This is a genomic window from Oceanicaulis sp. LC35, assembly GCF_052055585.1.
In the GTDB taxonomy this organism is placed as follows: Bacteria; Pseudomonadota; Alphaproteobacteria; order Caulobacterales; family Maricaulaceae; genus Oceanicaulis.
This window is the reverse complement of sequence record NZ_CP170485.1, coordinates 1827533-1849606: the sequence shown is the minus strand read 5'-3', so window position 1 is coordinate 1849606 and position 22074 is coordinate 1827533. Positions and strand designations below refer to the sequence as shown.

The window sequence follows — 22074 nt, the reverse complement described above, 5'->3', positions numbered from 1 at the left end:
GCTCTTGAACCGCAAGGAAATCCCATGTCCCAGCGTACCCCCCGTCTTGAACTGCCCTGGCTGATGCCGGCTCAGGCCCAGAAGCATGTGACTGTGAACCAAGCGCTCGCCCGGCTTGATATTCTGGTGCAGGCGGCGGTGATGAGCCGGTCCCTGAATGCCCAGCCAGCGGAGCCCGTGGAGGGTGAGGGGTATATCCTGCCTGACGGGGCGACCGGGACGGACTGGAGCGGACAGAACGCCGGGATGCTGATGGTGTTTCATGAAGGCGTCTGGACCGCGATCCCGCCTTGGGCCGGGATGACTATTTACGTCCGGGATGAGGCCGTGAGCCTCGTTCACGACGGGACGGACTGGCGGCCCATGCACGCGCAGATTCGCAAACTCGACAATCAGGAGGGGCTTGGCGTCGGCGCGGTGGCGGACGGGCATAATCGTGTCGCGATCAAATCTTCGGGCGTGTTGATGTCAGCCGAGGACGCAGGCTCAGGTGATATCCGGTTGGCGCTGAACAAGTCTGCACCTGCTGCGACGTCCAGTCTCCTGTTCCAGTCAGGCTGGTCAGGGCGCGCCGAGATCGGACTGGCGGGCGATGACGCTCTGACGATGAAGGTTTCAGACGACGGCGCGAGCTGGCGTGAAGCGTTCAGGGTCAGGGCTCAGGACGCCCGTATCAGCGTGTCGGAGTTGAGCGTTCAGTCAGATCATGTGTGTGTCGAGCAAAGCTTTTCACCTGCAAGTTCGACATCCCCGGGAGAGGCGGGACGGATCTGCTGGGATGGCGGGCATCTTTATGTTTGCGTCGCGCAGGATCAGTGGCGCCGCGCGGCCTTGAGCCTTTGGTGAGGACGCCTAGCGCTGAGTGCTCGCGAGCGCTTCAAACAAAGTGCGCACTTCACGATGGACGGGGGCGGTCATGATATGACCGGAACGCTCGACCCAGTGCAGGCGGGCATCCGGGGCGGCCTGGGCCAGGCGGTGCGCGGCGCGTCCGGGGCAAACCAGATCATACCGGCTCTGGATGATGTGCACGGGCATGGTCAGCTTGTGAGCGTTGGCGAGTAGCTGGCCGGGTTCGAGAAAACAGTCATTGTGAAAATACCAGGCTTCCAGCAGGGAATGCCCGGTCAGCCAGTCTGCGCCTTTCTCGGCGAAATCACCCCGGATTTCATCGGGAGACTTGTCGAGCCAGGCGATGGTCTCCTCGTACTCGCTCCAGCGGTAGATCATGGAGCGGCGCAGGGTTTCGATCGGCGTGTCAGGATTTTCCAGTCCCGCCAGATCCTGACGGCCTTGCGCCAGCTCCTCCTGCATGCGCTCAAGCGCCCATTGGCGAAAGGCGGGCGGGCGACGGTTCGCGTCAGGGACGCCAGCCATCAGCCGCTCCTGAGCGTCGGGCCATATCCCGCCTGCGCCGGCGCAGTCATGAAACCAGTCCATTTCCTCGCGCTCGCCCAGCAGCACGCCTTCCACGACGAGTGTGTCCACGCGTTCCGGGTGGGCCTGAGCGTAGGCAAGCGCCAGGGTCGATCCCCAGGACGGGCCGAACAGGGTCCAGCGCTCGAGCCCCAGCGTCTGCCTGAGGCGCTCGATGTCATCGATCTGTGCGGCGAGGGTGTTGGTCTCAAGCTCGAACAAGGGCTCGGATCGCCCGCAGCCGCGCTGATCAAACAGCACAATGTTCCATTTGTTCGGATTGAAATAGCGCCGGTGTCGCGCACTGGCGCCCGAGCCGGGACCGCCGTGGATGAACAGCACCGTCGGGCACGCTTCATTGCCTGAGCACTCATAGAAGAGGCTGTGCCCCTCTGCCGTGAAAAAGGTCGCGCTGGCGTATGGCTCAAGGGCCGGAAACAGAGGGGTCATCAAAGGCATTCGGCCAAACCAGGCAGAGAGGAAAGCAGGCAATGTCGGAAGAGGTTCTTGTTTGTTCACATGACCCTAGGCCGGATTGCGCGGATCACCAAGAATCGAAGGAGGATGGTGGTCGGTGGCTCGACAAGAGGGTGCGGGATTGATCGTTAACCACATCCTATAATTGCTGTCGTAAGGATGCAGGCTCTGGCATAGGGTTTTAGGTTCGTACAAATATTATGTACAAACAAATGCGTGGCGCATAGGTAAGACCAACATGACGCAATCTATTTTGTTCGTGGAAGACGACGCGACGGACCGGATGTTTCTCAAGCTCAGCCTTGACGATAGCAATCTCGATGTTGATGCGACCTATTGCGAGGACGGCAACAAGGCGCTCGAATTCCTACGCTCTCACAAGGCGCCGGACCTGATTGTCACGGACCTGTCCATGCCTGGCATGGACGGGGTGGAGCTGACCCAGACCCTGAAGTCTGATGATGCGCTCAGCGGCATTCCGATTCTGATGCTGTCGACATCGAACAACAAGTCCGATGTTCGCCGGTTCTATGGGAAAGCCGGGAACGCCTACATTCGCAAACCGGACTCACCGGAAGGGTATGAGCGGGTTCTCAATGAGATCTCGCACTTCTGGTTCACTGTGGCTGAACGCAGCAGCTAAATCACGCTTGGTTCCGGTTGCGCCAGCGGCAGGGTGAACCGGATCCGTGTTCCCGCCCCTTTGACGGGGGAGACCCGGATATCGCCGCCATGCGCCGCGATGATGGTCTGGCAGAGCGCCAGCCCCAAACCTCGTCCCTTGTTCTTTGTCGCGCCTGCATTCTTGCCTTGCACCATCGGGCTGAACACATGCTCTGCAAGCTCGGGCGGAATGCCGACCCCGTTATCCTCCACATACACGGTGAGCATGCTCTCGTCGCGGAGGGCGTAGACGCGAATCTGTAACGTCGTGCCGGCCTTGGCGTATTTCAGCGCGTTGGTCAGCAGGTTGATTGCGACCTGCCGGATCAGTTCGCGATCACAAAATGCCATGCCCAGAGGGTCGATCTGGATATGGCGCGGCGCCTTGCGATAAAGGATGGCGAGCTCGTCCACCGCTTCATGGAAGATCGCCGTCATGTCTTCCAGTGAGGTTTCTGGCGGTTGGTCATTGAGTTGCGCGAGATTGAGGAAGCTCTCAACGAGTGAGTTTGCGTGTTCTATCCGGTCACGGACCTGCGTGAGAGTCGCATCCTTGTCCTCATCGGAGGCGGCGCGACGGGCGAGATGGAGCAGCATGGTCGCCTGACGCAATGGGGCCTTGAGGTCATGCGCCACCATGGAGGTGAAGTTCTCAAGCGCCGTATTGCTCTCACGCATGCGCTCAAGGGTCAGTGACTGAGCTCTCAGCGATGCGTCCAGATTGGCGACTTGCGCCTGGGCTTCCTGCGCCGCTTTCGCCCGCGTGCGGTAGACCCGGGTCCACATGAGGATGATAAGGGCCAGCATCAACGCCTGAAGCATGGGGGCCATCACGCTCTGGATGGTGCTCAGTCGATTCAGCCGGTTCATGCCGTCCCGGGTCACGACATCAATCTGGCTTTCCAGCGTGGCGATCTGATCGAGCGCTGGCTGGTCATCCACACGGACAAGCGCATCGATTTCGGCGATCGGCTGATCGGCGAGCCAACCGCGCCGAACGGTATCCAGCCGGTCCGAATAGGCGGTGATGGTATCGCGAACAGCGCTCAGATCCGCTTGCAGACCCAGTTCGGCGCTTAGCGACTGCAGACGTTCAATGCGAATCTGCAGGGCGTGGGCGCGCTCGCGCGATGTGTCGAAATAGACCGCATCGCCCCGGATCACGTAGTTCTTGAAGTTATGAATTAGGCCGCCAAAACCCATATCGTCGTGCAGCTGCGAGGTTTCATGGCGGGCGGTGGAGACGGTCTCGAGAAGCGCTGATTGCTCCTGGCGAATCTGGTTGCTGAGCCAGATATCGACGGCCGTGATCGCGATCAAACTCGCCAGAGCGGTTGCGAAGACCTTCTTGCGGTGCATGCTTCCCCCAGACGCCATGCCGCAAGCGCTGTCAGGCGGTCCATAGCCCCTGCGACTCCTGTATGGAGTGTAGGCTAAAGACGCACACGCTCAAGACGTGTGTCCGGAGGCGCGTGAATATAGAAATTTCGAAAGTGGGTAAGTGGTGCCGCTAGAGTGAATTGAACACTCGACCTCTCCCTTACCAAGGGAACGCTCTACCCCTGAGCTATAGCGGCGTCCGGTGTGCGAGAGGTTGCTCTCGCGTCGTCGGAGCCGGGCTTATAGCGTCTGATTCTTCTCGCGCCAAGACCGGGCTTGACCTCTTTTGCAGATATAAGGCAGTTGAAGGCGCATGAGCACCGAAGATCGCAAGCCTGCAAAGGCCAAGAGCCCCCAATCAGACCGTGAGCAGCGCCTGGCGCAGGCCTTGCGCGCCAATCTGCGGCGTCGCAAGGCGGCGGCCCGCAAGGAAGACGCAGGCGGCGAGGGCGGTGAGTCCCGCGATTGAGCCCGTCTTGCGCCGGGCCGTCTCTGCACACAAATCATGGCCTCTGTGACGCCCTCGTTTCGTCATTGTGCGAATGCCCTTACATGTGGGCGTCAAAGGGTGGGGCGCTGGGCGTCGGCGCACGCCAATCAGGACCATGAGGGCAGTATGGACAGCATTCTAATTCGCGGCGGATCGCCTCTTGTCGGCGAGATCGAGATTTCAGGCGCGAAGAACTCCGCGCTCAAATTGATGGCCGCCTCCCTGCTGACCGATGGTCCTCTGGAGCTGTCGCGCATGCCGCGCCTCGCCGATACGCGCTTTCTGGGCCATTTGCTGGCGCGGCTGGGCGTGGTGGTGGAAGAGCGCGCCGGCGCCAAACTCTTCATGCAGGCGGACAAGCTGGGCGAGCCCTTCGCGCCCTATGATCTGGTGCGCAAGATGCGCGCGAGCTTCAACGTGCTCGGCCCGCTGATCGCCCGCGTCGGCCATGCCCGTGTCTCTTTGCCCGGCGGCTGCGCCATCGGCGCGCGCCCGGTGGATCTGCACCTTCAGGCGCTTGAAGCGCTGGGCGCCGAGATCGAGCTGTCCGAGGGCTATGTGAACGCCAAGGCGCCTGCAGGCGGCCTGAAAGGCGCGCGCATCACCTTCCCGATGGTGTCCGTGGGCGCGACCGAGCACGCCATGCTGGCGGCCGTTCTGGCCAAGGGGCAAACCGTGCTGGAAAACTGCGCCCGCGAGCCCGAGATCGCCGACCTCGCCGGCTGCCTGAACGCCATGGGCGCGAAGGTGGAAGGGGCGGGAACCGCCACCATCACCATTGAAGGCGTGGACAAGCTGCATGGCGCGGACTGGTCGGTCGTGCCTGACCGGATCGAGACCGGCACTTACGCCATGGCCGCTGCGGCGGTCGTGGGCGGTGACGTGCTGCTCAAGGATGCGATCTTTGATCATAACGGCGCCATGTGGGCGCTCTTGCGCAAGGCGGGGCTGGAGGTCGAGGCGGAAGCGGGCGGCGTGCGCGTCAAACGCCCCGGCGCGCTCAGGGCCGTCGATATGCAGACCGCGCCGTTTCCGGGCTTCCCGACCGATCTGCAGGCGCAATTCATGGCGCTGATGAGCCTGGCGGAGGGCGCTTCGGTGATCCGCGAGACGATTTTCGAGAACCGTTTCATGCACGCGCCTGAATTGTCGCGTCTGGGCGCGCGCATTGATGTGCGCGGCAATGAGGCGGTGGTGCGCGGCCCGTGTGCGCTGAGGGGCGCGCCGGTGATGGCGACCGACCTGCGCGCATCGGTCAGTCTTGTCATTGCCGGTCTCGCTGCTGAAGGTGAGACGCGCGTAAGCCGAATCTACCATCTTGATCGCGGTTTCGAGCGCCTGGAGGACAAGCTGTCCGCCTGTGGCGCTGATATTCGCCGCGTGCCGGAACAAGCGGAGGGCTGAATGGCCGACTACTCGCCCATGCGCCTGTTGGCGCACTCGCCTGAGGATCTGGCGGTTCTGTCTGCGGCCTTGCAGGACGCTGTGGGGCTGCTGGGAGACTTCCAGTTCGAACCCAAAGCGCAGCAATTCACCCTGGCGCTGAACCGGTTCCGCTGGGAAGGGCCCAGCCGGGGGCATGGCGAGCGCGTGCGCGCCGCCTTGCAGGTGGGCTCTGTGCTCAAGGCCCAGTCCAAACGCCTCAAGCAGGGCCACGAAGACGGGGTGATCAGCCTGTTGTCCATGGCGTTTGAACCGGGCGAGGCGCCGGGCGGCGTGCTCAGCTTCACCTTTTCCGGTGGCGGGGAACTCCGTCTTGAGGTGGAATGCATTGATATGGCGCTTGCGGATGTGTCCCAGCCCTGGCGGGCAGCGGCGCGACCGAGCCATCCTGATGACGACGAGGCATGACCCGGAACCGGGTTGACTGGAGTAGCAGATGACCGATCAGCGACTGGTCGCGGTCGAGCTTGACCAACTGACCATCGGCAAGGCCGATGAGGCCGTGGAGCATGAGCGCCGCGTGGCTATTGCTGATCTTCTGGATTCCAACACGTTCGTACCCGCCGATTCCGAATCCGGTCCCTATGCCCTGCGCCTTGCCATCGAGGACCAGCGTCTGGTGTTCGACATCAAGCGCGAGAACGGTGACCCGGTGCGCATGTTCGTGTTTTCACTGGGCCCGCTGCGCCGCATCATCAAGGACTATTTCCTGATGTGCGAAAGCTATTACGCGGCGGTGCGCAATGCGCCGCTCGGTCAGATCGAGGCGATCGATATGGGCCGGCGCGGGGTACACAATGAAGGCTCTGAACTGCTGCGCGAGCGGCTTCACGGCAAGATTGAGGTGGATTTCGACACGGCGCGACGCCTGTTCACCCTGATCTGCGCGCTGCACCGACGGGGCGCCTGATCATGGCCGCGCCCTCCGTCGTCTTTGTCTGCGGCCGCAATGCGGTGCGCTCTCCCATGGCGGAAGCCTTCTGGAAGCATCGCTTCGGCGCGGACTGTCTGGCGCGCTCATGCGGGGTGGAGCCCGCGCCCTGGCCGGACGGCTTCATGATCTCGGTGATGAACGAGGCCGGCATCGATCTGTCGAATTTCGAATGCCGCGATCTGGCGGACACCGCCGATGATCCCGTCGAGCTGGTGGTCTGTCTGGCCGAAGACGCTGACCCGTCCGCCAGCGCCTTCGCCGAGGCGCGGGATGCCGAATACCAGCTGTGGGCGATTCCCGATCCGGCGGAGGCGGAAGGCACGCGAGAGGCCCGTCTGGACGCCTATCGGACTGCGCGTGACGCGATAAAAGCACGCATTTCGGCTTATAATCAGGATTAGCCCTTACAACCACGCTCGACGATTGGGGCGATGACGCTTATATAGCGCCCCAACACTGCCCGACGCTGGCATGAGTCCTCATGCGCGAAGCGTTCGGGGTTTTTGCGTTTTGACGCCTATGCGTCTGAATTTACGCCATTGATCAAGAGGAGCTGCATGGCGAAGGAAGAACTGCTGGAGTTTCCCGGCGAAGTCGTGGAACTGCTGCCCAACGCGACCTTCAAGGTCAAACTGGAAAATGATCACGAAATCATCGCTCACACGGCTGGCAAGATGCGCAAGAACCGCATCCGCGTGCTGGCGGGCGACAAGGTTCTGGTCGAGATGACGCCCTATGACCTGACCAAGGGTCGCATCACCTATCGCTTCAAGTAAGGTGAGCGTGACGCCGAACGCCGCGCGCGCGCCCTTTGTGCTGGCGAGCGCGTCGCCGCGCCGCCGCGACTTGCTGACCGGCATCGGCGCGCCGCCCGACCAGATCGCCCCGACCGATATCGACGAGACCGAGCGCCCCGGCGAATTGCCGCGTGATCTGGCGCTGCGTCTGGCGGTCGAAAAGCTCGCCGCCGCCGATCATCCCGGCTGTTTCGTGCTGGCGAGTGATACGGTGGTCGGCGTGGGACGCCGCATTCTGCCCAAATCGGAAGACCGGGAGACCGCCGACGCCTGTCTGCGGCTTCTGAGCGGACGCAATCACCGGGTCTATACCGGGGTGGCCGTCCGGGCGCCGGACGGGCGTGAGGCGAGCCGGGTCGTGGAGACCCGTCTGGCCTTCAAGCGTCTGAGCGAAGATGAAATCACCGCCTATCTTGAGAGCGGTGAATGGAATGGCAAGGCGGGCGGCTATGGCATTCAGGGCCGGGCCGGCGCTTACATCAGCAAGCTGATCGGATCGTATACCGGCGTGATGGGGTTGCCGGTCTATGAGGCGCGGCAATTGCTGGTCGGATTGGGATACGTGTTTTGAGAATCGTCGCTGCTGATCATGTGGGTGAAACCCGCGCGGCCGTTATTGATGGCGACCGCGCTATCGAGCTGCATGTGGAACGCTGGTCCGAGCGCGGCAAACGCGCCTGGCGCGGCGAAGTCTATCGCGCCCGGGTGACCAAGATCGATGCATCGATCAATGGCGCCTTCTGTGACATTGGCCGCGGTCCGGCGGGCTTCCTGCCGTTCGGCAAGGCCGGGCGTCCGGACGGCTTGCATGAAGGCGCGGCCATTGGCGTTCAGATTGCGCGCGAACAATTTCAGGAAAAGGGCCCGACGCTGGTCCTGTTTGATGTCGAGCCGGGCGAGGCGCCTGAAATCGTGGTGTCTGCACCGCCGATCGCCGAGCGCCTGTCGATGATGTACGACGCGCCCGTGCGCACGCCGAAAGAGGCGGAAGTCGAACTCGATCAGCTCTTTGACGAAGCGCTGGAAGCGGTTGTTCCGCTATCGGGCGGCGGACGCCTGGTGATCGAACCGGTCACCGCGATGACGGCGATTGATGTGGACTCAGCCGGACGTCACACCCAGGGCGGGTCGCCCAAAATGGCGCTCGATCTGAACAAGACCGCCGCGCGTGAAGCGGCGCGCCAGATCCGTCTGCGCGGTATTGGCGGCGTCGTCGCCATCGATTTTCTGCCGCTGAAGAAAAAGCAGGACCAGAGCCAGCTTGATCAGACCCTGAAGGGCGCCTTCAAGCGCGATCCTGCGAAGATTGATGTGGCGCCGGCAAGCCGCTTTGCGATTGTCGAACTGTCCCGCCAGCGTCTGGGTCGCGCCTTGCATGAAATCTGCTGGGAGCGCTTTGGCGTGGAGAGCGTGGAGACCCGCGCCCTTGCGGCGTTGCGTCGTCTGGAAGCGGAAGGCAAGGCCAAGCGCGGCGGGCGTCTGGCGCTGCTGGCTGGCGCCGAGGTTTATGCCTGGCTTGAAAATGATCCCATCGGCTGGACCAAGGCGATGAAATCGCGTCTCGGAGACCGCTTTGAACTGGTGCTGGAAGAGGCCCGGGGCGCGCGTGACTTCGAGGTGCGTCCGCTATGAGCAAATCCAAGCCCGGCTGCCCGATCTGCAAAAAGCCCATGGATCCCAAATACAGGCCCTTCTGCTCGGCCCGCTGCGCAGACGCCGATCTGGGGCGCTGGTTCTCGGGCGCCTATGCCGTTCCGGGTGAGCCTGTCCCGCCTGAAGCCTTGCCGCCGGAAGCGCGCGGCGAGGGCGGCGACGACGAAAACTGAGCTTCACGCCGACCTGACGCCCGTTTGAATTGAACGGGTGGAAATCCCTCCTATGTTACACTTTCGTGACAGTTTTTGGAGGGGCCCGAATGGATCTGGTGCGTCTGGCGGCGAGCAGTCTGGCGATGACGGCGGCAGAGCCGCTTCCCGCAGAAGCGGGATGGCGACTGTCTGCCTCCGGCTCGTTCCGGGCGCGCTATGAGACGCTGAGCAACCAGTTCCGGGAAGGCGGATCAGGCGGGGATCAGTCGCTGGCCCTGCGCACCTTCCTGTCAGGCGAGGCGACGCGTCCGGGCTGGACCCTGGCGGTCGAGCTTGCCGACAGCCGTGTCTATGGCAATGACAGCGGGTCATCTCTGTCCACCTCTCATGTGAACACACTTGAAGTGCTGCAGGCGCATGTGCGTGCAGACCTGCAGTCTCTGATGGGGTTGGAGCGCCCGGCGGAGCTGACGATGGGGCGCATGACGATTGATCTGGGCGGCGAGCGCCTGGTTGATCGCAACAGCTTTCGCAACACTCGCAACGCCTTTACCGGCGCCCGACTGATCGCGGAGATCGGCGAGGGGGCCGAGCTGGTCGCCTTCTGGACCGTGCCGGTAGAGCGGCGCCCGTCGGACGCGGCGCGTCTTCTCGAGAACGATCACGCCTTTGACGAGGAAAACTGGGACCAGCAGTTCTGGGCGATCAGCCTGACGCGCCAGTTCGAGGCGTCCGATCTGAGCGCCGAGGTCTATCTCTATGGACTGAGCGAGCAGGACGCCGCCAGGCGCCCGACGGCGGACCGGGCGCTTTATACCCCGGGCCTGCGCCTGTTGCGTGAGCCGGCGCGCAGGCGCTGGGATTTCGAGATCGAGCATGCCTTTCAGTTCGGCGAACGCAGCGTGTCGAGCGCCGCGGGCGCCCAAAGTCTGGATGTCTCCGCCCAGACCCATCATGCCGCGCTGGGCTACACCTTTGACGCGCCGTGGCGCCCGAGACTTTCGCTTGAGTATGAATACGCCTCGGGCGAAGAGCTGGGTGATGGCGACTGGTCGCGCTTTGACCCGCTTTATGGCGGGCGGCGTGGCGATTTCGGCCATACCAGCATTCACGGACCGTTGCGGCGGCAAAACATCTCCGCACCGGGCGTCCGGCTGAGCGTGAAGGAGGGGCCTACGGACGCCCTTTTTCTGGTAAAGGGCGCGTTCCTGGCGTCTGACACGGACGCCTGGGCCGGTAGTGGCGTGGTCGATCGCACGGGCCAGTCCGGCGACTATATCGGGACCCATGTGTCAGGCCGGGTGCGCCACTGGCTGGTGGAAGACCGCTTGCAGCTGGAGCTGGGCGGTGCGGTTCTGTTTCAGGGCGAATTCGCTGAGCGTGCTCCGAATACGCCAGACAATGGCGACACCGTTTACGGCTATATCCAGACTAAGTTCAGCTTCTGACCGGAACGAAAAAGCCCCGCAGCCAGGCTGCGGGGCTTGTGTCTAGCGCTGCACGCTGATCCGGGCGTAAAGCACCCGGCCACGGGCGTCATGCACCTTGGTGTCATAGCCCAGAGGCGTGTTTACAAAGGGCGCCTCTTCATCAAACAGGTTGAGTGCGCCAACACTGGCGGTCAGGGCATGACCGCGCACATTGGACGCCCATCCCGCCTGCAGGTCATACGCCGTCCAGCTGTCGATCTTCGCGCCGCCATTCTCGTCATCGTCATAAGAGGAGATATAGCGCGCCTGCGCATTCACACTCCACGGACCGTTCATCCAGCCTGCGCGGACGCTCGTGCGCCATTGTGGCAGGGAGCGCGCGAAATTGGTGAAGTTGCGATTGCCCGCCGCGTCGATCTCGGTGTTCAGAACCGGATCAAGCAGGGTGAACTCGTCAATATAGACGGCCTCCAGACCCGCATTCACCGTGCCAAAGCGCCCCAGATCAACCCCGTCATGAGCAAGGGCGAAGTCCACGCCCTGCGCCTCGACACTGGGAGCGTTGACGAAATTGGCGCGCACCAGCACCACATCGCCGGTCTGGGACAGCTCGACGCGCGGATCATTGTAGACGCCATCATCAGCGAAGTCGGCGGCGAGGATGGCGTTGGCGCTCTCCTCGATGATCAGATCTTCGACGTCCAGTCGCCAGGCGTCCACGCGGGCGGTCCAGGCGCCCTGACGCCAGCTCAGCCCCAGCGAATAGCTGTCAGAGGTTTCCGGATCGAGATCCTGAGAGCCGACCGTGCGCACCGGGCGGAACAGGCTCTGATTGCCGATGGTGAGTGATTGCAGTGTCGTGGTGGCGCTGATCTGCTGATGCAGGGACGGCGCGCGGAAGGATTGAGCCCAGCTCGCCGACAGGGTCAGCGCGTCGGTCACGTCCACGGCAAGCGCGACCTTGGGATCGGTGGAGGAGAAGTCCTCCAGATCCTCATAGCGGGCCGCCAGGGTCAGACGGGCGCGCTCATGCAGCGGAATGACGCTCTCGGCATAAAGGCTCGCCACATCGCGCTCGCCCGCATAGTCAGGCCCGCCCACAATGAACAGGAAAGCGTCGTCGTTGAAGGTCTGGCCGTGATTGACCTCAAGGCTCTCATTGCGCAGCTGGGCGCCGACGGTCAGCGAGACATGGCCCGCCGGGACAGCGAAAAAGTGCGCCGTGGTCACGCTCGCGTCGAGGCTGGTGAGTTCAGACGTCGAGGTGCGCACATCCTCGCCCAGCATCCAGGCGAGCAGATCAGGATCGTTATAGCGCGGATCATTGGGATCAGTGACGAGGGCGCCCGAGCCGAACGGGTTGAACCAGTAACAGCCCGCGCTCTGATCGCCTGCGCTGGCGCCGGTCTGGCAGTTCGCGCCGCCAAACCCGTTGAGCGCGGCGTCGAGGCGGTCGCCGATATGGTCGGTGATGGTGGCTTCCAGCTCATTGCGGGAGAAGGCGAGGCTCGCTTCGGCGGTCCAGTCGCGACCAAGCGCGTCAAAGTCATGCTCCAGCCCGGCCTCGAGCCGCAGCGTGTTATGATCAAAGCTGCGCCGTGCGGCGCCGGAATTCACCCCGCGCGGACGACCATTCCAGGTGACGTCGCGGTTGAAGTAATTGCCCGGATTGGTGATCGGAATGGTGGGAAAGCTCAGCGCGGGCAGGGAGGGGGAGTTGCCGCGCGTCAGCTGGGTATTGGCCCAGGCCGCGCGCAGGGTCAGGCGCGTATCGCCAAAATCACCCGTCAGGGCGCCATAGACATTGAGTCGGCTCTCATCAGGGATCAGCGAGAAGAACTGGCCGTAATCGAGCCGGCAATAGCCCGGCGTGCCAAAGGCCGTGTCTGCGCCCAGAACCAGCGGCTGACCGCCTGCAGCGGCGCAATCGCGGTCGATGATGACCTGAGGGCCGCCTGACGGCGTCGTCACTTCAAACCCGCCGCCCGGCGCCTGGATGTAATACGCGCCCGGCTGGCCCAGAGCGGACAGGCCGGTGCCGGGAATGAAGTCGGTCTCAAACCCTTCCACGCCATCGGTGTCGCGATAGCTGATCGCGCCCATGATAGTCCATGCGCCAAGGTTCTCGCCCGCGCGTGCCGAGAGGATCGAGGTGAAGCCTGCGCCGTCAAAGGCGTCGGGGCCGCGCGCTTCGAGCCGGACTTCAACGCCTTCAAACAGATCGTCGGTGATGACGTTGACCACGCCGGCCACTGCGTCCGAGCCATGGAGCGGCGAGGCGCCGTCCTTGAGAATCTCCACCCGGCCGATGGCGATGTCGGGGACAAGCGCGTTCATGTCCACAAAGCTCGCGCCATCATCAGACGCCACCGAGGACGGCGCCTGACGCACGCCGTTCACCAGCACAAGCGTGGCGCCAAGGCCAAGGCCGCGCAGATTGACGCTGGACGTGCCCGAGGTGTCGTTTTGGGTGCCCGGATCGTCATTGAATTCCGAGCCGACAATAGCCGGGCTGAAGGCCAGCGCATCGCCGAGATCGGACAGACCGCTCTTCTTGAGCGCTTCGGCGTCCAGCGTGACCACAGGGCGGTCGCCCCATTGCGCGCCGGGCGCGCGGCCTGCGGTGATGGTGATGACATCATCCTGAACGGTCTGGGCGATCGCCAGACCGCTTTCACCCAGCATGGCCAGAAGAGCCAGGGCGCTGACGCAGACTTTGGGGTTCATTGCGGTCCTCGGGGTTGGGGAGGTTTTGAGAATATAACGCAAGAGCGGTTAGCAGGCCTGTGTATATCCGGGCAAGTGCGAAGGCAGACCGGACAAATTACATTTGGACTGCACAAGACTGATTTGAGGGCATGGACAGCCTCCGCGCGCTTGCCTATAAACCGCGTCCTCAGCGCGGCGAACACACAGTTCGCTCCGCTCGCCCGGGTAGCTCAGTTGGTAGAGCAGCGGATTGAAAATCCGCGTGTCGGTGGTTCGAATCCGCCCCCGGGCACCATCCTTCTTTCCATTTCAAAAACTTTGCGCGTGCATTTACGGCATCGTCTTCGTGTTGATTGCGCCCGAAAATTCGCGTTCAGCGCGTATTCCGGCGAGGCGTCGCGCACGTCCGATGTCTCGCTTTCTTTGCTAATTTAAGAAATACTCTACCTGATGCAGGGATAATCCGCCCCGAAAAGGGGACGCTGCATAAGGGGAGACAGCGCATGTTCCAACGCATATCGGGGACGCTGGGGCGAACTGCCCTGGTCCTTGGCCTTGTTGTCGGCGCGGCGAGCGCATGCGCGCCCTCTGGTCCGCCGGCGACCGGGGATCATTCAGGTCCGGTTCAGGCGGATCGCAGCAACTATATCGTCTCTTTGAGCCGTTCAGAGGACGCTGCAGCGTCTGAGCAGGGCGCCGAGCAGATGCGCGCTCAGCTGGAGGCGGACCGGGACCGCGTTCTCGCAGCGGTTTTCGGAGGCGAGACTCCCCCTTATGGCGGCAGCTTCGTCTCCATCCACGCCTTTGAAATCCGTTTGACCCCAGAGGAGGCGCAAAACCTGATGCGCCATCCGGACGTCGTACAGGTCGAGGCCGACCAAACCCACCGCCCCACGGGCGCAGGCGCTGAAGGTTAGGGTGTTTCCAGAATGAATACGTTGAATACTGTTTTGGCCGCCCTGCTGGGCGCAAGTTCGGTTCTGGCGTCCGCGGGCGCTGTTTATGCGCAGGAGGCTGACGCTGATCTGTCCGGCGTCCTGGAAGGGCCGGTTTCTGACAATACCCTGTCGCGCCTCGCATCTGGCGGGCGTACTTCGGTGATCGTCATACTGGACGTGCCGATGGATGAAGTCATTGCGGCGGCCGAAGATGATCCCGAAGGCGATTATTTGCGCGACCGGATCGCGCAAACCCGCAGCGCGGTGATGGGCGAGGCCTTTTCCGGTTTCCGCTCCGCCGAGCGCAGCTTTGAAGAGCCGGCGAGCGGTTACACGGCTTTTGACGTAACGCCGGGCTTTGTGGTGAACGCGAACGCCGAGGAAATCGCCCGGCTACGCGCCCATCCGGCTGTTCAGGCGGTGTATGATAACCTGCCGATGCGTCCGGCCACGGATGTGTCCATGGGCCAGATTGGCGCGGATGTGCTGTGGAGCCGCGGCGTACGCGGGGCCGGAACCAGTGTGGCGATTCTGGATACCGGCATCGAGGCCGAGCATCCGATGGTGGAAGACGCCATCATCGCCAGCGCCTGTTTCAACACGATCGGGACTGGCGACAATAATGGCGCGGTGACGTCCCTGTGTCCGAACGGGCTGGAAACCCAGACCGAGCTCAGCTCAGCGGCTGCGGCCACGGCCTGTCCCGATACTGACTTCTTCCCCAATGATCCCAATGCCGCAGACGGTTGCGCCCACGGCACCCATGTGGCTTCCATCGCGGCCGGCCGCGCCCTCAATCTCAGCGGCGGCAGCCGGGTGTCCGGCGCCGCGCCGAGTGCATCCATCGTGGCGGTCAATGTGTTCAGCCGGTTTGATGAGGCGGCATGCGCAGATGATGGCGAGCCGCCTGAAGAGCACGCCTGCGTTCTGTCGTATTCATCCGATCAGATTCGCGCCCTGGACTGGCTGTATCAGAACCGCACCCAGCTCAATCTGGCCTCGGTGAATATGAGCCTGGGCGGATTTGGTAATAATGTGGACGTCTGCACCCGGACTTCCATCAACAATTCCATGGGAATCCTGAGAAATGCCGGTGTCGCTGTGGTTGTCGCTTCGGGCAATGACGCAAACAGTGACAACTATACTGACGGCATCGGCGCCCCGGCCTGTGTCGCCAACGCGATCTCGGTCGGCGCCGTGGATGACAATGACGAAGTGACGTCCTTCTCCAACGATGCGCCCATCCTGGACCTTCTGGCTCCGGGCTCTCGCATCCTGGCCGGCATTATCACCGAGCGCCCTGAACCGGGACAGAACTGTCAGGTGGTCCCGGACACCGAGCCGAACTCGGACGGTGTCTGTCACTGGTTCTCCCAGCTCAGCGGCACCTCCATGGCGACGCCGCACGTGGCAGGCGCATTCGCCTTGCTGCGTAGCTCCTTCCCCTCGGCCAGCGTGGACGAGATGCTGGCTGCGTTCAAGATTACGGGCGTGCCGGTCATGAACCCGCGCACCCAACGCATTCATGCGCGCATCCAGGTGGATGCAGCCTATGACTTCCTGGCCAGCGGCCAGGGCGTTGTCCGCAACGTCTCACTGGCGGATCAAAGCCGGTATGACGCGCGCAACACCAACAGTTCTGTGTCCTCGTTCAACACCACCAGCCGTCTGATCCAGAACACCAGCGGTCAGTCGCGCACCATTCGCGTGGTCAGCAAGCCCAGCTGGCTGACGACAGAGTTCTTCAGCGGTTCCGGGGCGCCGAGCGGTTCGCCCGTTTCAGTGACATCGCTGACCATGGGTTCCGCCGGTCAGCTGCGGCTGGGCGTGGGCGAGGTCGGGTTGAACAATGGTTTCAACTCCGGCGAGCTTGTCCTGTCTGTTGACGGTTCCTCCACCCAGATCCGCGTGAAGGTGACCGCGCTTGTCACCACCCCCATCGTCGCCGGTTTTGAAACCGTACGGTTCGGTCCGTTTGAATGGGTCGGGGATGTGGATCAGAGCGTGGGCAGCATCTTCCGCCTGGTCGGACTGAACACGGCCATACCGGCCAGCATCAGCGCCGATATCGAGCGCTGGGGCGCGCGCGATGGTCAGACAGTGACGGATGCGTCCATCCGTTGTGACTTCACCATCCGGGCGAACCGGTATTCAGGCAATGAGTATCTGATTGGCGCGGCGGACTTTGCAGATTGTCCCCGCTTTGATCGGGGCGACGTGTATCTGGATGTGCGCGTGGACGAGGCGGACGCCACCAGCGTGCGTGTGCGCCGCTTCCTGTTCAATGGCTCGGGCGGGATCACGGATGCAGCCTTTGACCCGTCCGGCGGTGCAGCGGTCTCGGAACCGCTGTCTGCTCGGAGCGGCGCTCTGGGCGGTGAGGATCACACCCTGCCGGTTCTGATGGCCGAAGACGTGGCGTCGCCCCGCGAAACATCGGCGCCGCAAGCGACCGCCCAAACCCAGTTCGGCCCGTTCGAGTGGACCTACGACGCCAATGGCGCGCTGCGCAGCGAGTTCCGTCTGTCGCCGATTCTGACAGGCGACAGCTTCAGCGTGGATGTGGCGATCGCCAACGCGTCCGCGTCTGGCTATGCGGGCAATTTCAATGATTGCAGTCTGACCATCCGCTCGGTGCGTCGGGGCGAGAACGACTACCAGATCCTGCCCGAAGACCTTGCCGATTGCGGCGCCTTCGGACGTGCGGATCTGACGTTCCGCGTTACGGCGGATTCCTCGCGGATCAACTATTCGCAAGGCGATATCCACAATATGCGCATGCAGCGCTTCATCCGGCAGACGACCGGTTCGCTGACCGACTTCCATCTGGACAGCGCGCCGTCGAGCGGAGCGATTCCGGCCAATCTCAGCAATGGTTCCGAGCAGGTGATCGTGGGCCCGTTTGAATGGACCGGGGACAGCACCGCGCCGACCTCCAACCAGTTCCGCATTGCGGGCGTGGTGAACGGGGCGGTGAGCAGCATCGATGTGATGATCGCCAATGCGACGGCTAGCGGCTATGCAGGCGGCTTCAATGACTGTTCGCTCACCATCCGTCCGCAACGGGCCGGGGCGAATGACTTCCTGATCCTGCGCGAAGACCTCGCAGATTGCGGCGCCTTTGGTCGCGGCGATCTGACCTTCCGAATCCGGGTTCCGAACAATGGCTTCGCCTCGGAAGTGAAGGTGCGCCGTCTGGCGTTTGGCGCTCTGGGTGATATCACCGATTTCGGCTTTGACGCCGAAGACGGCGCTGGCAAGACGCCGACCGCGATCTCAGGCGGTCGGGAGGAAGTGGTGTTCGGCCCGTTTGAATGGGTGGGCGACGCCCAGGCCGGCACGCAGGGCGTCTTCCGGATCACCGGCATCGATGGCGGTCTGCCTGATTCCATCGAGGTGGCCATCGCCAACGCGACCGGCGGCAACGGTCAGTATATCGGTGACTTCTCCGATTGCTCGATCACGCTGCGCCCCGCCAAGGCCGGTCGGAACGAGTATGTGATTGGCGCTTCGGACTTCTCCGATTGCGGGAGCTTCGGACGCGGTGATCTCAGCTTCCGCATTCGTGCGAACGCAGCGGTGCTGGACAGCACCGTGCGGATGCGCCGCTTTGCGGTGACCACGGCGGGCGGTCTAACCGATTTCGGTTTCGACAACGAATAGGATCGCCTGATCCACCGACGACATGAGCGCCCTTCGCAGAAATGCGAAGGGCGCTTTTGTGTTGAAATAACTTATTTACCCTTCGCTTTTCCCCCGTGGCGGGTAAAGTGCGCCAGGTCATGCTCCTCGAGGGCGATATTGCGTACGTACGGGGGGACGGCATGCGCGCGACGATTTTGGCTATCTCAGGCTTGTGTCTGACGCTGTCACATATTGGCGGTGTGGCGTATGCGGATGAGGCCGACCCATCACCCGCCCTGTCAGTGCTGAGCGGTCCGGTCTCCGAGCGGAGCCAGACGAGACTGCAGGGCGGCGAAAGAGTGCGCGTGATTGTCATGATGCACGACCAAAATCAGCAGCGAGCGATGCGCAGCTTGCCGGATGTGCGTGGGAGCGCAGCGCGGGCGCAGTTCGGGGGGCGCCGTGCATCTATATTGCGCGAGGCGCTGGGTATCGGATTGTATCGACCGGACGCGACCCTAGAGGACGCAGCAGAGGTCTACGCTGACTTTCCAATCAGCGGCGGGTTTGCGCTGACCGCCAATGCACTGGAAATCAACGCTCTTTCAGCCCACCCGGATGTGGCGGCCGTTTTCGAGGATGTGCCTGCCGCCCCAAGTCATCTGGCGTGGCGGCAAGCATCAGCTCAAGCGCCAACGCAACCTGTTTCACTGGCTGTCATGGACGTACAAACAGTCTGGAACGCTGGCTTTACGGGTCAGGGACAAACCCTGGCCATACTGGATAGCGGTATTGCGCTGAACCATGTCGCCTTTGAGGGCGCAATCATAGCTGGAGCCTGCTTCAGCTCCACCGAGACTGGGCAAAGCCAGTCCCTGTGCGAGGGGGGCGCCCAGCAGGTGACCTCGTTGTCGAGTGGGGCTCCCGCTGAAGATTGTGTCACCCTCGATGTGGATCCTGAAGCAGGGCTTTATGGCTGTGGACACGGCACCCATGTGGCGGCGCTCGCTGCAGGGCGGCCTGTCGCCTTTTATAACCATGTATTTTCAGGCGTGGCCCCGGATGCCGATCTGGTCCCGATCAACGTTTTCAGCCGCTTTGAGGGTGAAGATTGTACGCGTCAAGGTGGGGCGGGGTGCATCTTGTCCTGGACCACGGATCAGATCGCGGCTCTGGAATGGCTGTATCAGAACAATTCAGAGCTTGGCGTGGATCTGATCAATATGAGCTTTGGTGGGGAAGAGCATTTTGAACCCTGCCTGGACGCACCTCTGAGACCAATCATTCAGTTGCTGGCGGCGGAAGGCGTTGGGGTTCTGGCGTCTTCCGGAAATGAAGGCTACCGGAATGCCTTGTCTGCACCCGCATGTATTCCAGAAGTTATTTCGGTCGCAAATTCCGCTATAGTAAGCGGTAGCGCAAACGAACAAATTCTGTATTCCTCGAACAAGGCGCCTTTTCTTGATATGGCTGCGTCAGGGGTCAACCTGATGTCTGCGTTTGATGTGGCGCCGGTGACGGCCGAGGGGCGGTGTCTGAACAAAAACAGTGATGGAAACTGGTTCGGCGGCCCAATCCTTGAGGGAGAATGCCATTATTTCCGGTACTTGACAGGGACCTCTATGGCGAGCCCGACCGCAGCTGGCGCTTTCGCGCTTCTCAGACAGTCTTCACCAGAGACCAGCATGGCGGAGCTGTTGGCTGCGGTTCAGTTGACTGGAAATCCTGCAAGCGATCTTGGGATCGGAAGGGGGTTTGCTTCAGTCAATGCAGGGCAAGCTTTTGAGTATTTGCGCAGTAACCGAACAATTTTACCAGGCGTTTCCATTGAGCCTGAGGTCGCATACCGGGCGACAAATTCTACAGTCAATATCAGTTCATATTCTGACTCGGTCTATCGACTTACAAATTCACGGAATACTCCTGTTTCTATCTCCGTCATCGAAGCGCCAGGCTGGCTCGAAGTCAGCAGCGACAGCCTGACGATTGCTCCGGGTGCAACCTCGGAGCTTCGACTGGGCTTCCGCAAGCGGCTGCATTTGCTGCCGGATGTGCTTGTTAGTCCGGATTCGCCCTTTCCTAGGATCACGATGGGCGCTCTCGTCCTGGGAGCAGGGGCAGAGCGGTTTGAACTGCCCGTATCGCTCTCGGCCTTTGGCGTGATTGAAGCGGATGGGCAGTACGGCCCCTTTCCTGCGTTCGCAGAAACCGGCGCGGGTCCAACGAGCATTTTCAGAATTTCAGGTTTGTATAGCGGGCCTCCTGAAAGCCTCTCGATCGTGTTCAAGGATGAATCCGGAGACGAGGCTGAGAACTTCTACAGAGAGTGTTCACTGCCTGTCCGAAACGAGCGGTTCTCGGGAACAGAATACCTCCTTTTGAACCGGGACATGGCGGATTGTGCCGGGGTGGAGAACGCTCAAGCCTATCTGTACCTCACACCTCGGAGTGCTTCTGATTATGAGCACATAAAGGTCCGCCGCTTTGTCCTGGGGGGCAATGGAAGCCTTACGGACTTTTCCGCGGACCCCAATCAGAACATCAGCACCGCTTTGGTCGACTATTGGCCACAGAGTCATAATGCGCGTGCCTTGGACTCTGATTTGACTCCCGAAGAGGCAGCCGGGTTGATGCGAACGCAATCTGATCAGTCTGAGGCCTTGGTCCCGGGGACGCAGCAGCTGCTATACACCTCCACAACCTGGGTGGGAGATCATGCCGATCTCATGAGGTCTAGCTTTGTCATTGAGCGATTGAATGGCGCTCGTCTTTCTCACATTGTTCTCTACATCAGCTACCCGACCGGAGATGTGAGTCAGCTAACACCCACTGATTATTCCGAAATCTCCTATACTTGCACCATTCATGCTCTGGATGCGCGAAGGAGTTGGGACAGTTATCTGGTGCTTCCCGAAGATTACGCTGTGTGTGGCGATTTTGGGCGCTCGGATATGGATTTGTCCATTTTCATTGAGGCCGGTACCGGGACTTCCCCTTTGGCTCATGTCAGCCGATATGTTTATGGGGCTGAGGGCTCGGTCACGGACATCACCTGGGATCGCCGCGACTTTTTTGACGCGCCTCGCGCCAATGACGCGGGTGACGCCTCGGTGACCGTTCATAAGAGTTTTGAATGGGTCGGCGATGCGCAATCACCAACTCAAAACTTGATTCGGTTTGCCCCGATTGTCGGGCAGATGAGGTCCATCGACGTCGCTATCAACAATGCTGCGAGCGGCAGCTACGCGAATGATTTTGATGATTGCACCATCGAAATTGATCCGGCCCGATCAGGTCTGGGCGATTACGTCCTGACTTCGTCAGATCTTGCCGTTTGCGGTGATTATGTCCGTGCCGATCTTCGTTTCAGGCTCAATGGTCCTGAAGAGGCCTTTGGAAGAATTGTTACCGCCAACCGGATCGGTCTGGGCGCCAACGGGGATATCACGAACTTCAGCTTCGATGAGGAAGTCGACAAGGGAATTGCGCCTTCCCGCGTCGGCTCGGTGGATCGCGTTGATTTCGGCCCCTTTGAATGGGTGGGCGATGCAGACGCGGGGACGCAAGGCGTCTTTCGCATAACCGGCCTGGGGGGCGAGCTTCCAACCCGCATTCAGATCAGGATCGCAAACGAGGCCTCCAGCACCCAGCCTTACAGTGACGCCTTCAGCGATTGCGAGCTGACGGTAAAGCCAGAGCGCTCCATTGGAGGAGAGTATCTGATCTTGCCTGCAGACCTGTCTGAGTGTGGAGCTTTCGGGAGGGCTGACCTGCATTTCAGGCTTGAGGCGGCTGCCGGAACCATGAGCCAAACCATGCTGATGCGCCGCTTCGCCGTGACCTTGGCGGGAGGGTTGACCGATTTTACCTTCGACAATGAAGTGATCGTGCGGGTTATTGGCTTCAATTAAGCGAACGCTGGGAAGTTTGTGGAATTCCCTGGAGGCCATCTGTGCGCCGGCTTG

Annotated in this window: 18 protein-coding genes and 2 tRNA genes; 16 read left to right on the top strand and 4 right to left on the bottom strand. The window is 61.8% G+C overall.

Annotated features, from left to right (window positions below; translation table 11 throughout):
• Window positions 1-24: 24 nt before the first annotated feature.
• On the top strand, window positions 25-846 hold the full coding sequence (locus ACFELO_RS08800) for a DUF2793 domain-containing protein (protein ID WP_440957401.1): 822 nt from the start codon (window positions 25-27) through the stop codon (window positions 844-846).
• 6 nt (window positions 847-852) lie between these two features.
• On the opposite strand, the gene ACFELO_RS08795 is transcribed toward ACFELO_RS08800, so the two are convergent.
• Entirely contained in the window at window positions 853-1866 is a 1014-nt protein-coding gene (locus ACFELO_RS08795; protein ID WP_440957400.1) for an alpha/beta fold hydrolase, read from the bottom strand.
• Between the two features lie 265 nt (window positions 1867-2131).
• Here ACFELO_RS08795 and ACFELO_RS08790 point away from each other — a divergent pair, with 265 nt between their 5' ends.
• Window positions 2132-2536, top strand: coding sequence for a response regulator (locus ACFELO_RS08790; RefSeq protein ID WP_440957399.1), 405 nt, complete (start codon window positions 2132-2134; stop codon window positions 2534-2536).
• On the opposite strand, the gene ACFELO_RS08785 is transcribed toward ACFELO_RS08790, so the two are convergent.
• Both ACFELO_RS08785 and ACFELO_RS08780 read right to left on the bottom strand, forming a co-directional pair.
• On the bottom strand, window positions 2533-3915 hold the full coding sequence (locus tag ACFELO_RS08785) for a sensor histidine kinase (RefSeq protein WP_440957398.1): 1383 nt from the start codon (window positions 3913-3915) through the stop codon (window positions 2533-2535). The two genes, ACFELO_RS08790 and ACFELO_RS08785, sit on opposite strands and share 4 nt — an antisense overlap.
• A 143-nt stretch (window positions 3916-4058) precedes the next feature.
• Window positions 4059-4133: transfer RNA gene (locus ACFELO_RS08780), tRNA-Thr, on the bottom strand.
• A gap of 116 nt (window positions 4134-4249) precedes the next feature.
• Between ACFELO_RS08780 and ACFELO_RS08775 the strand changes: the two genes are divergently transcribed.
• The 10 genes from ACFELO_RS08775 to ACFELO_RS08730 all read left to right on the top strand — a co-directional run bounded on the left by ACFELO_RS08775 (window position 4250) and on the right by ACFELO_RS08730 (window position 10856).
• Complete coding sequence (locus ACFELO_RS08775) at window positions 4250-4405, top strand: hypothetical protein (RefSeq protein ID WP_440957397.1); 156 nt, start codon at window positions 4250-4252, stop codon at window positions 4403-4405.
• Window positions 4406-4552: 147 nt separating this feature from the next.
• Window positions 4553-5830: a UDP-N-acetylglucosamine 1-carboxyvinyltransferase gene (gene murA, locus ACFELO_RS08770; protein WP_440957396.1), complete on the top strand. Its 1278-nt coding sequence runs from the start codon at window positions 4553-4555 to the stop codon at window positions 5828-5830.
• A complete protein-coding gene (locus ACFELO_RS08765) occupies window positions 5831-6277 on the top strand; it encodes a DUF2948 family protein (protein WP_440957395.1) in 447 nt (148 codons plus the stop codon). It abuts the gene before it with no gap.
• A 28-nt stretch (window positions 6278-6305) separates the two neighbouring features.
• A complete protein-coding gene (locus ACFELO_RS08760; RefSeq protein WP_440957394.1) occupies window positions 6306-6779 on the top strand; it encodes a UPF0262 family protein in 474 nt (157 codons plus the stop codon).
• Between the two features lie 2 nt (window positions 6780-6781).
• Window positions 6782-7204 carry an arsenate reductase/protein-tyrosine-phosphatase family protein gene (locus tag ACFELO_RS08755; RefSeq protein ID WP_440957393.1) on the top strand — a complete coding sequence of 141 codons (423 nt, stop codon included), beginning with the start codon at window positions 6782-6784 and terminating at the stop codon, window positions 7202-7204.
• 156 nt (window positions 7205-7360) lie between these two features.
• Window positions 7361-7579: a translation initiation factor IF-1 gene (gene infA, locus ACFELO_RS08750; RefSeq protein ID WP_009800516.1), complete on the top strand. Its 219-nt coding sequence runs from the start codon at window positions 7361-7363 to the stop codon at window positions 7577-7579.
• Window positions 7580-7586: 7 nt separating this feature from the next.
• Complete coding sequence (locus ACFELO_RS08745) at window positions 7587-8171, top strand: Maf family protein (RefSeq protein ID WP_440957392.1); 585 nt, start codon at window positions 7587-7589, stop codon at window positions 8169-8171.
• Window positions 8168-9232, top strand: coding sequence for a ribonuclease E/G (locus tag ACFELO_RS08740; RefSeq protein WP_440957391.1), 1065 nt, complete (start codon window positions 8168-8170; stop codon window positions 9230-9232). Before ACFELO_RS08745 ends, ACFELO_RS08740 begins: the two co-directional genes overlap by 4 nt.
• A complete protein-coding gene (locus ACFELO_RS08735; protein WP_440957390.1) occupies window positions 9229-9426 on the top strand; it encodes a DNA gyrase inhibitor YacG in 198 nt (65 codons plus the stop codon). The genes ACFELO_RS08740 and ACFELO_RS08735 overlap by 4 nt, the downstream gene beginning before the upstream one ends.
• Before the next feature lie 89 nt (window positions 9427-9515).
• Entirely contained in the window at window positions 9516-10856 is a 1341-nt protein-coding gene (locus ACFELO_RS08730; protein WP_440957389.1) for an alginate export family protein, read from the top strand.
• Between the two features lie 42 nt (window positions 10857-10898).
• On the opposite strand, the gene ACFELO_RS08725 is transcribed toward ACFELO_RS08730, so the two are convergent.
• Window positions 10899-13565 (bottom strand): TonB-dependent receptor, encoded by a 2667-nt coding sequence (locus ACFELO_RS08725; RefSeq protein ID WP_440957388.1) that lies wholly within the window; start codon window positions 13563-13565, stop codon window positions 10899-10901.
• Window positions 13566-13766: 201 nt separating this feature from the next.
• On the opposite strand from ACFELO_RS08725, the gene ACFELO_RS08720 reads away from it, so the two are divergent.
• The 4 genes from ACFELO_RS08720 (at window position 13767) to ACFELO_RS08705 (ending at window position 22020) form a co-directional block, all read left to right on the top strand.
• Window positions 13767-13842 (top strand) — tRNA-Phe (locus ACFELO_RS08720).
• A gap of 208 nt (window positions 13843-14050) precedes the next feature.
• Complete coding sequence (locus ACFELO_RS08715; protein WP_440957387.1) at window positions 14051-14464, top strand: protease inhibitor I9 family protein; 414 nt, start codon at window positions 14051-14053, stop codon at window positions 14462-14464.
• A gap of 12 nt (window positions 14465-14476) precedes the next feature.
• On the top strand, window positions 14477-18148 hold the full coding sequence (locus tag ACFELO_RS08710; RefSeq protein ID WP_440957386.1) for a S8 family serine peptidase: 3672 nt from the start codon (window positions 14477-14479) through the stop codon (window positions 18146-18148).
• 161 nt (window positions 18149-18309) lie between these two features.
• Entirely contained in the window at window positions 18310-22020 is a 3711-nt protein-coding gene (locus ACFELO_RS08705) for a S8 family peptidase (RefSeq protein WP_440957385.1), read from the top strand.
• The last annotated feature ends 54 nt before the right edge of the window (window positions 22021-22074 follow it).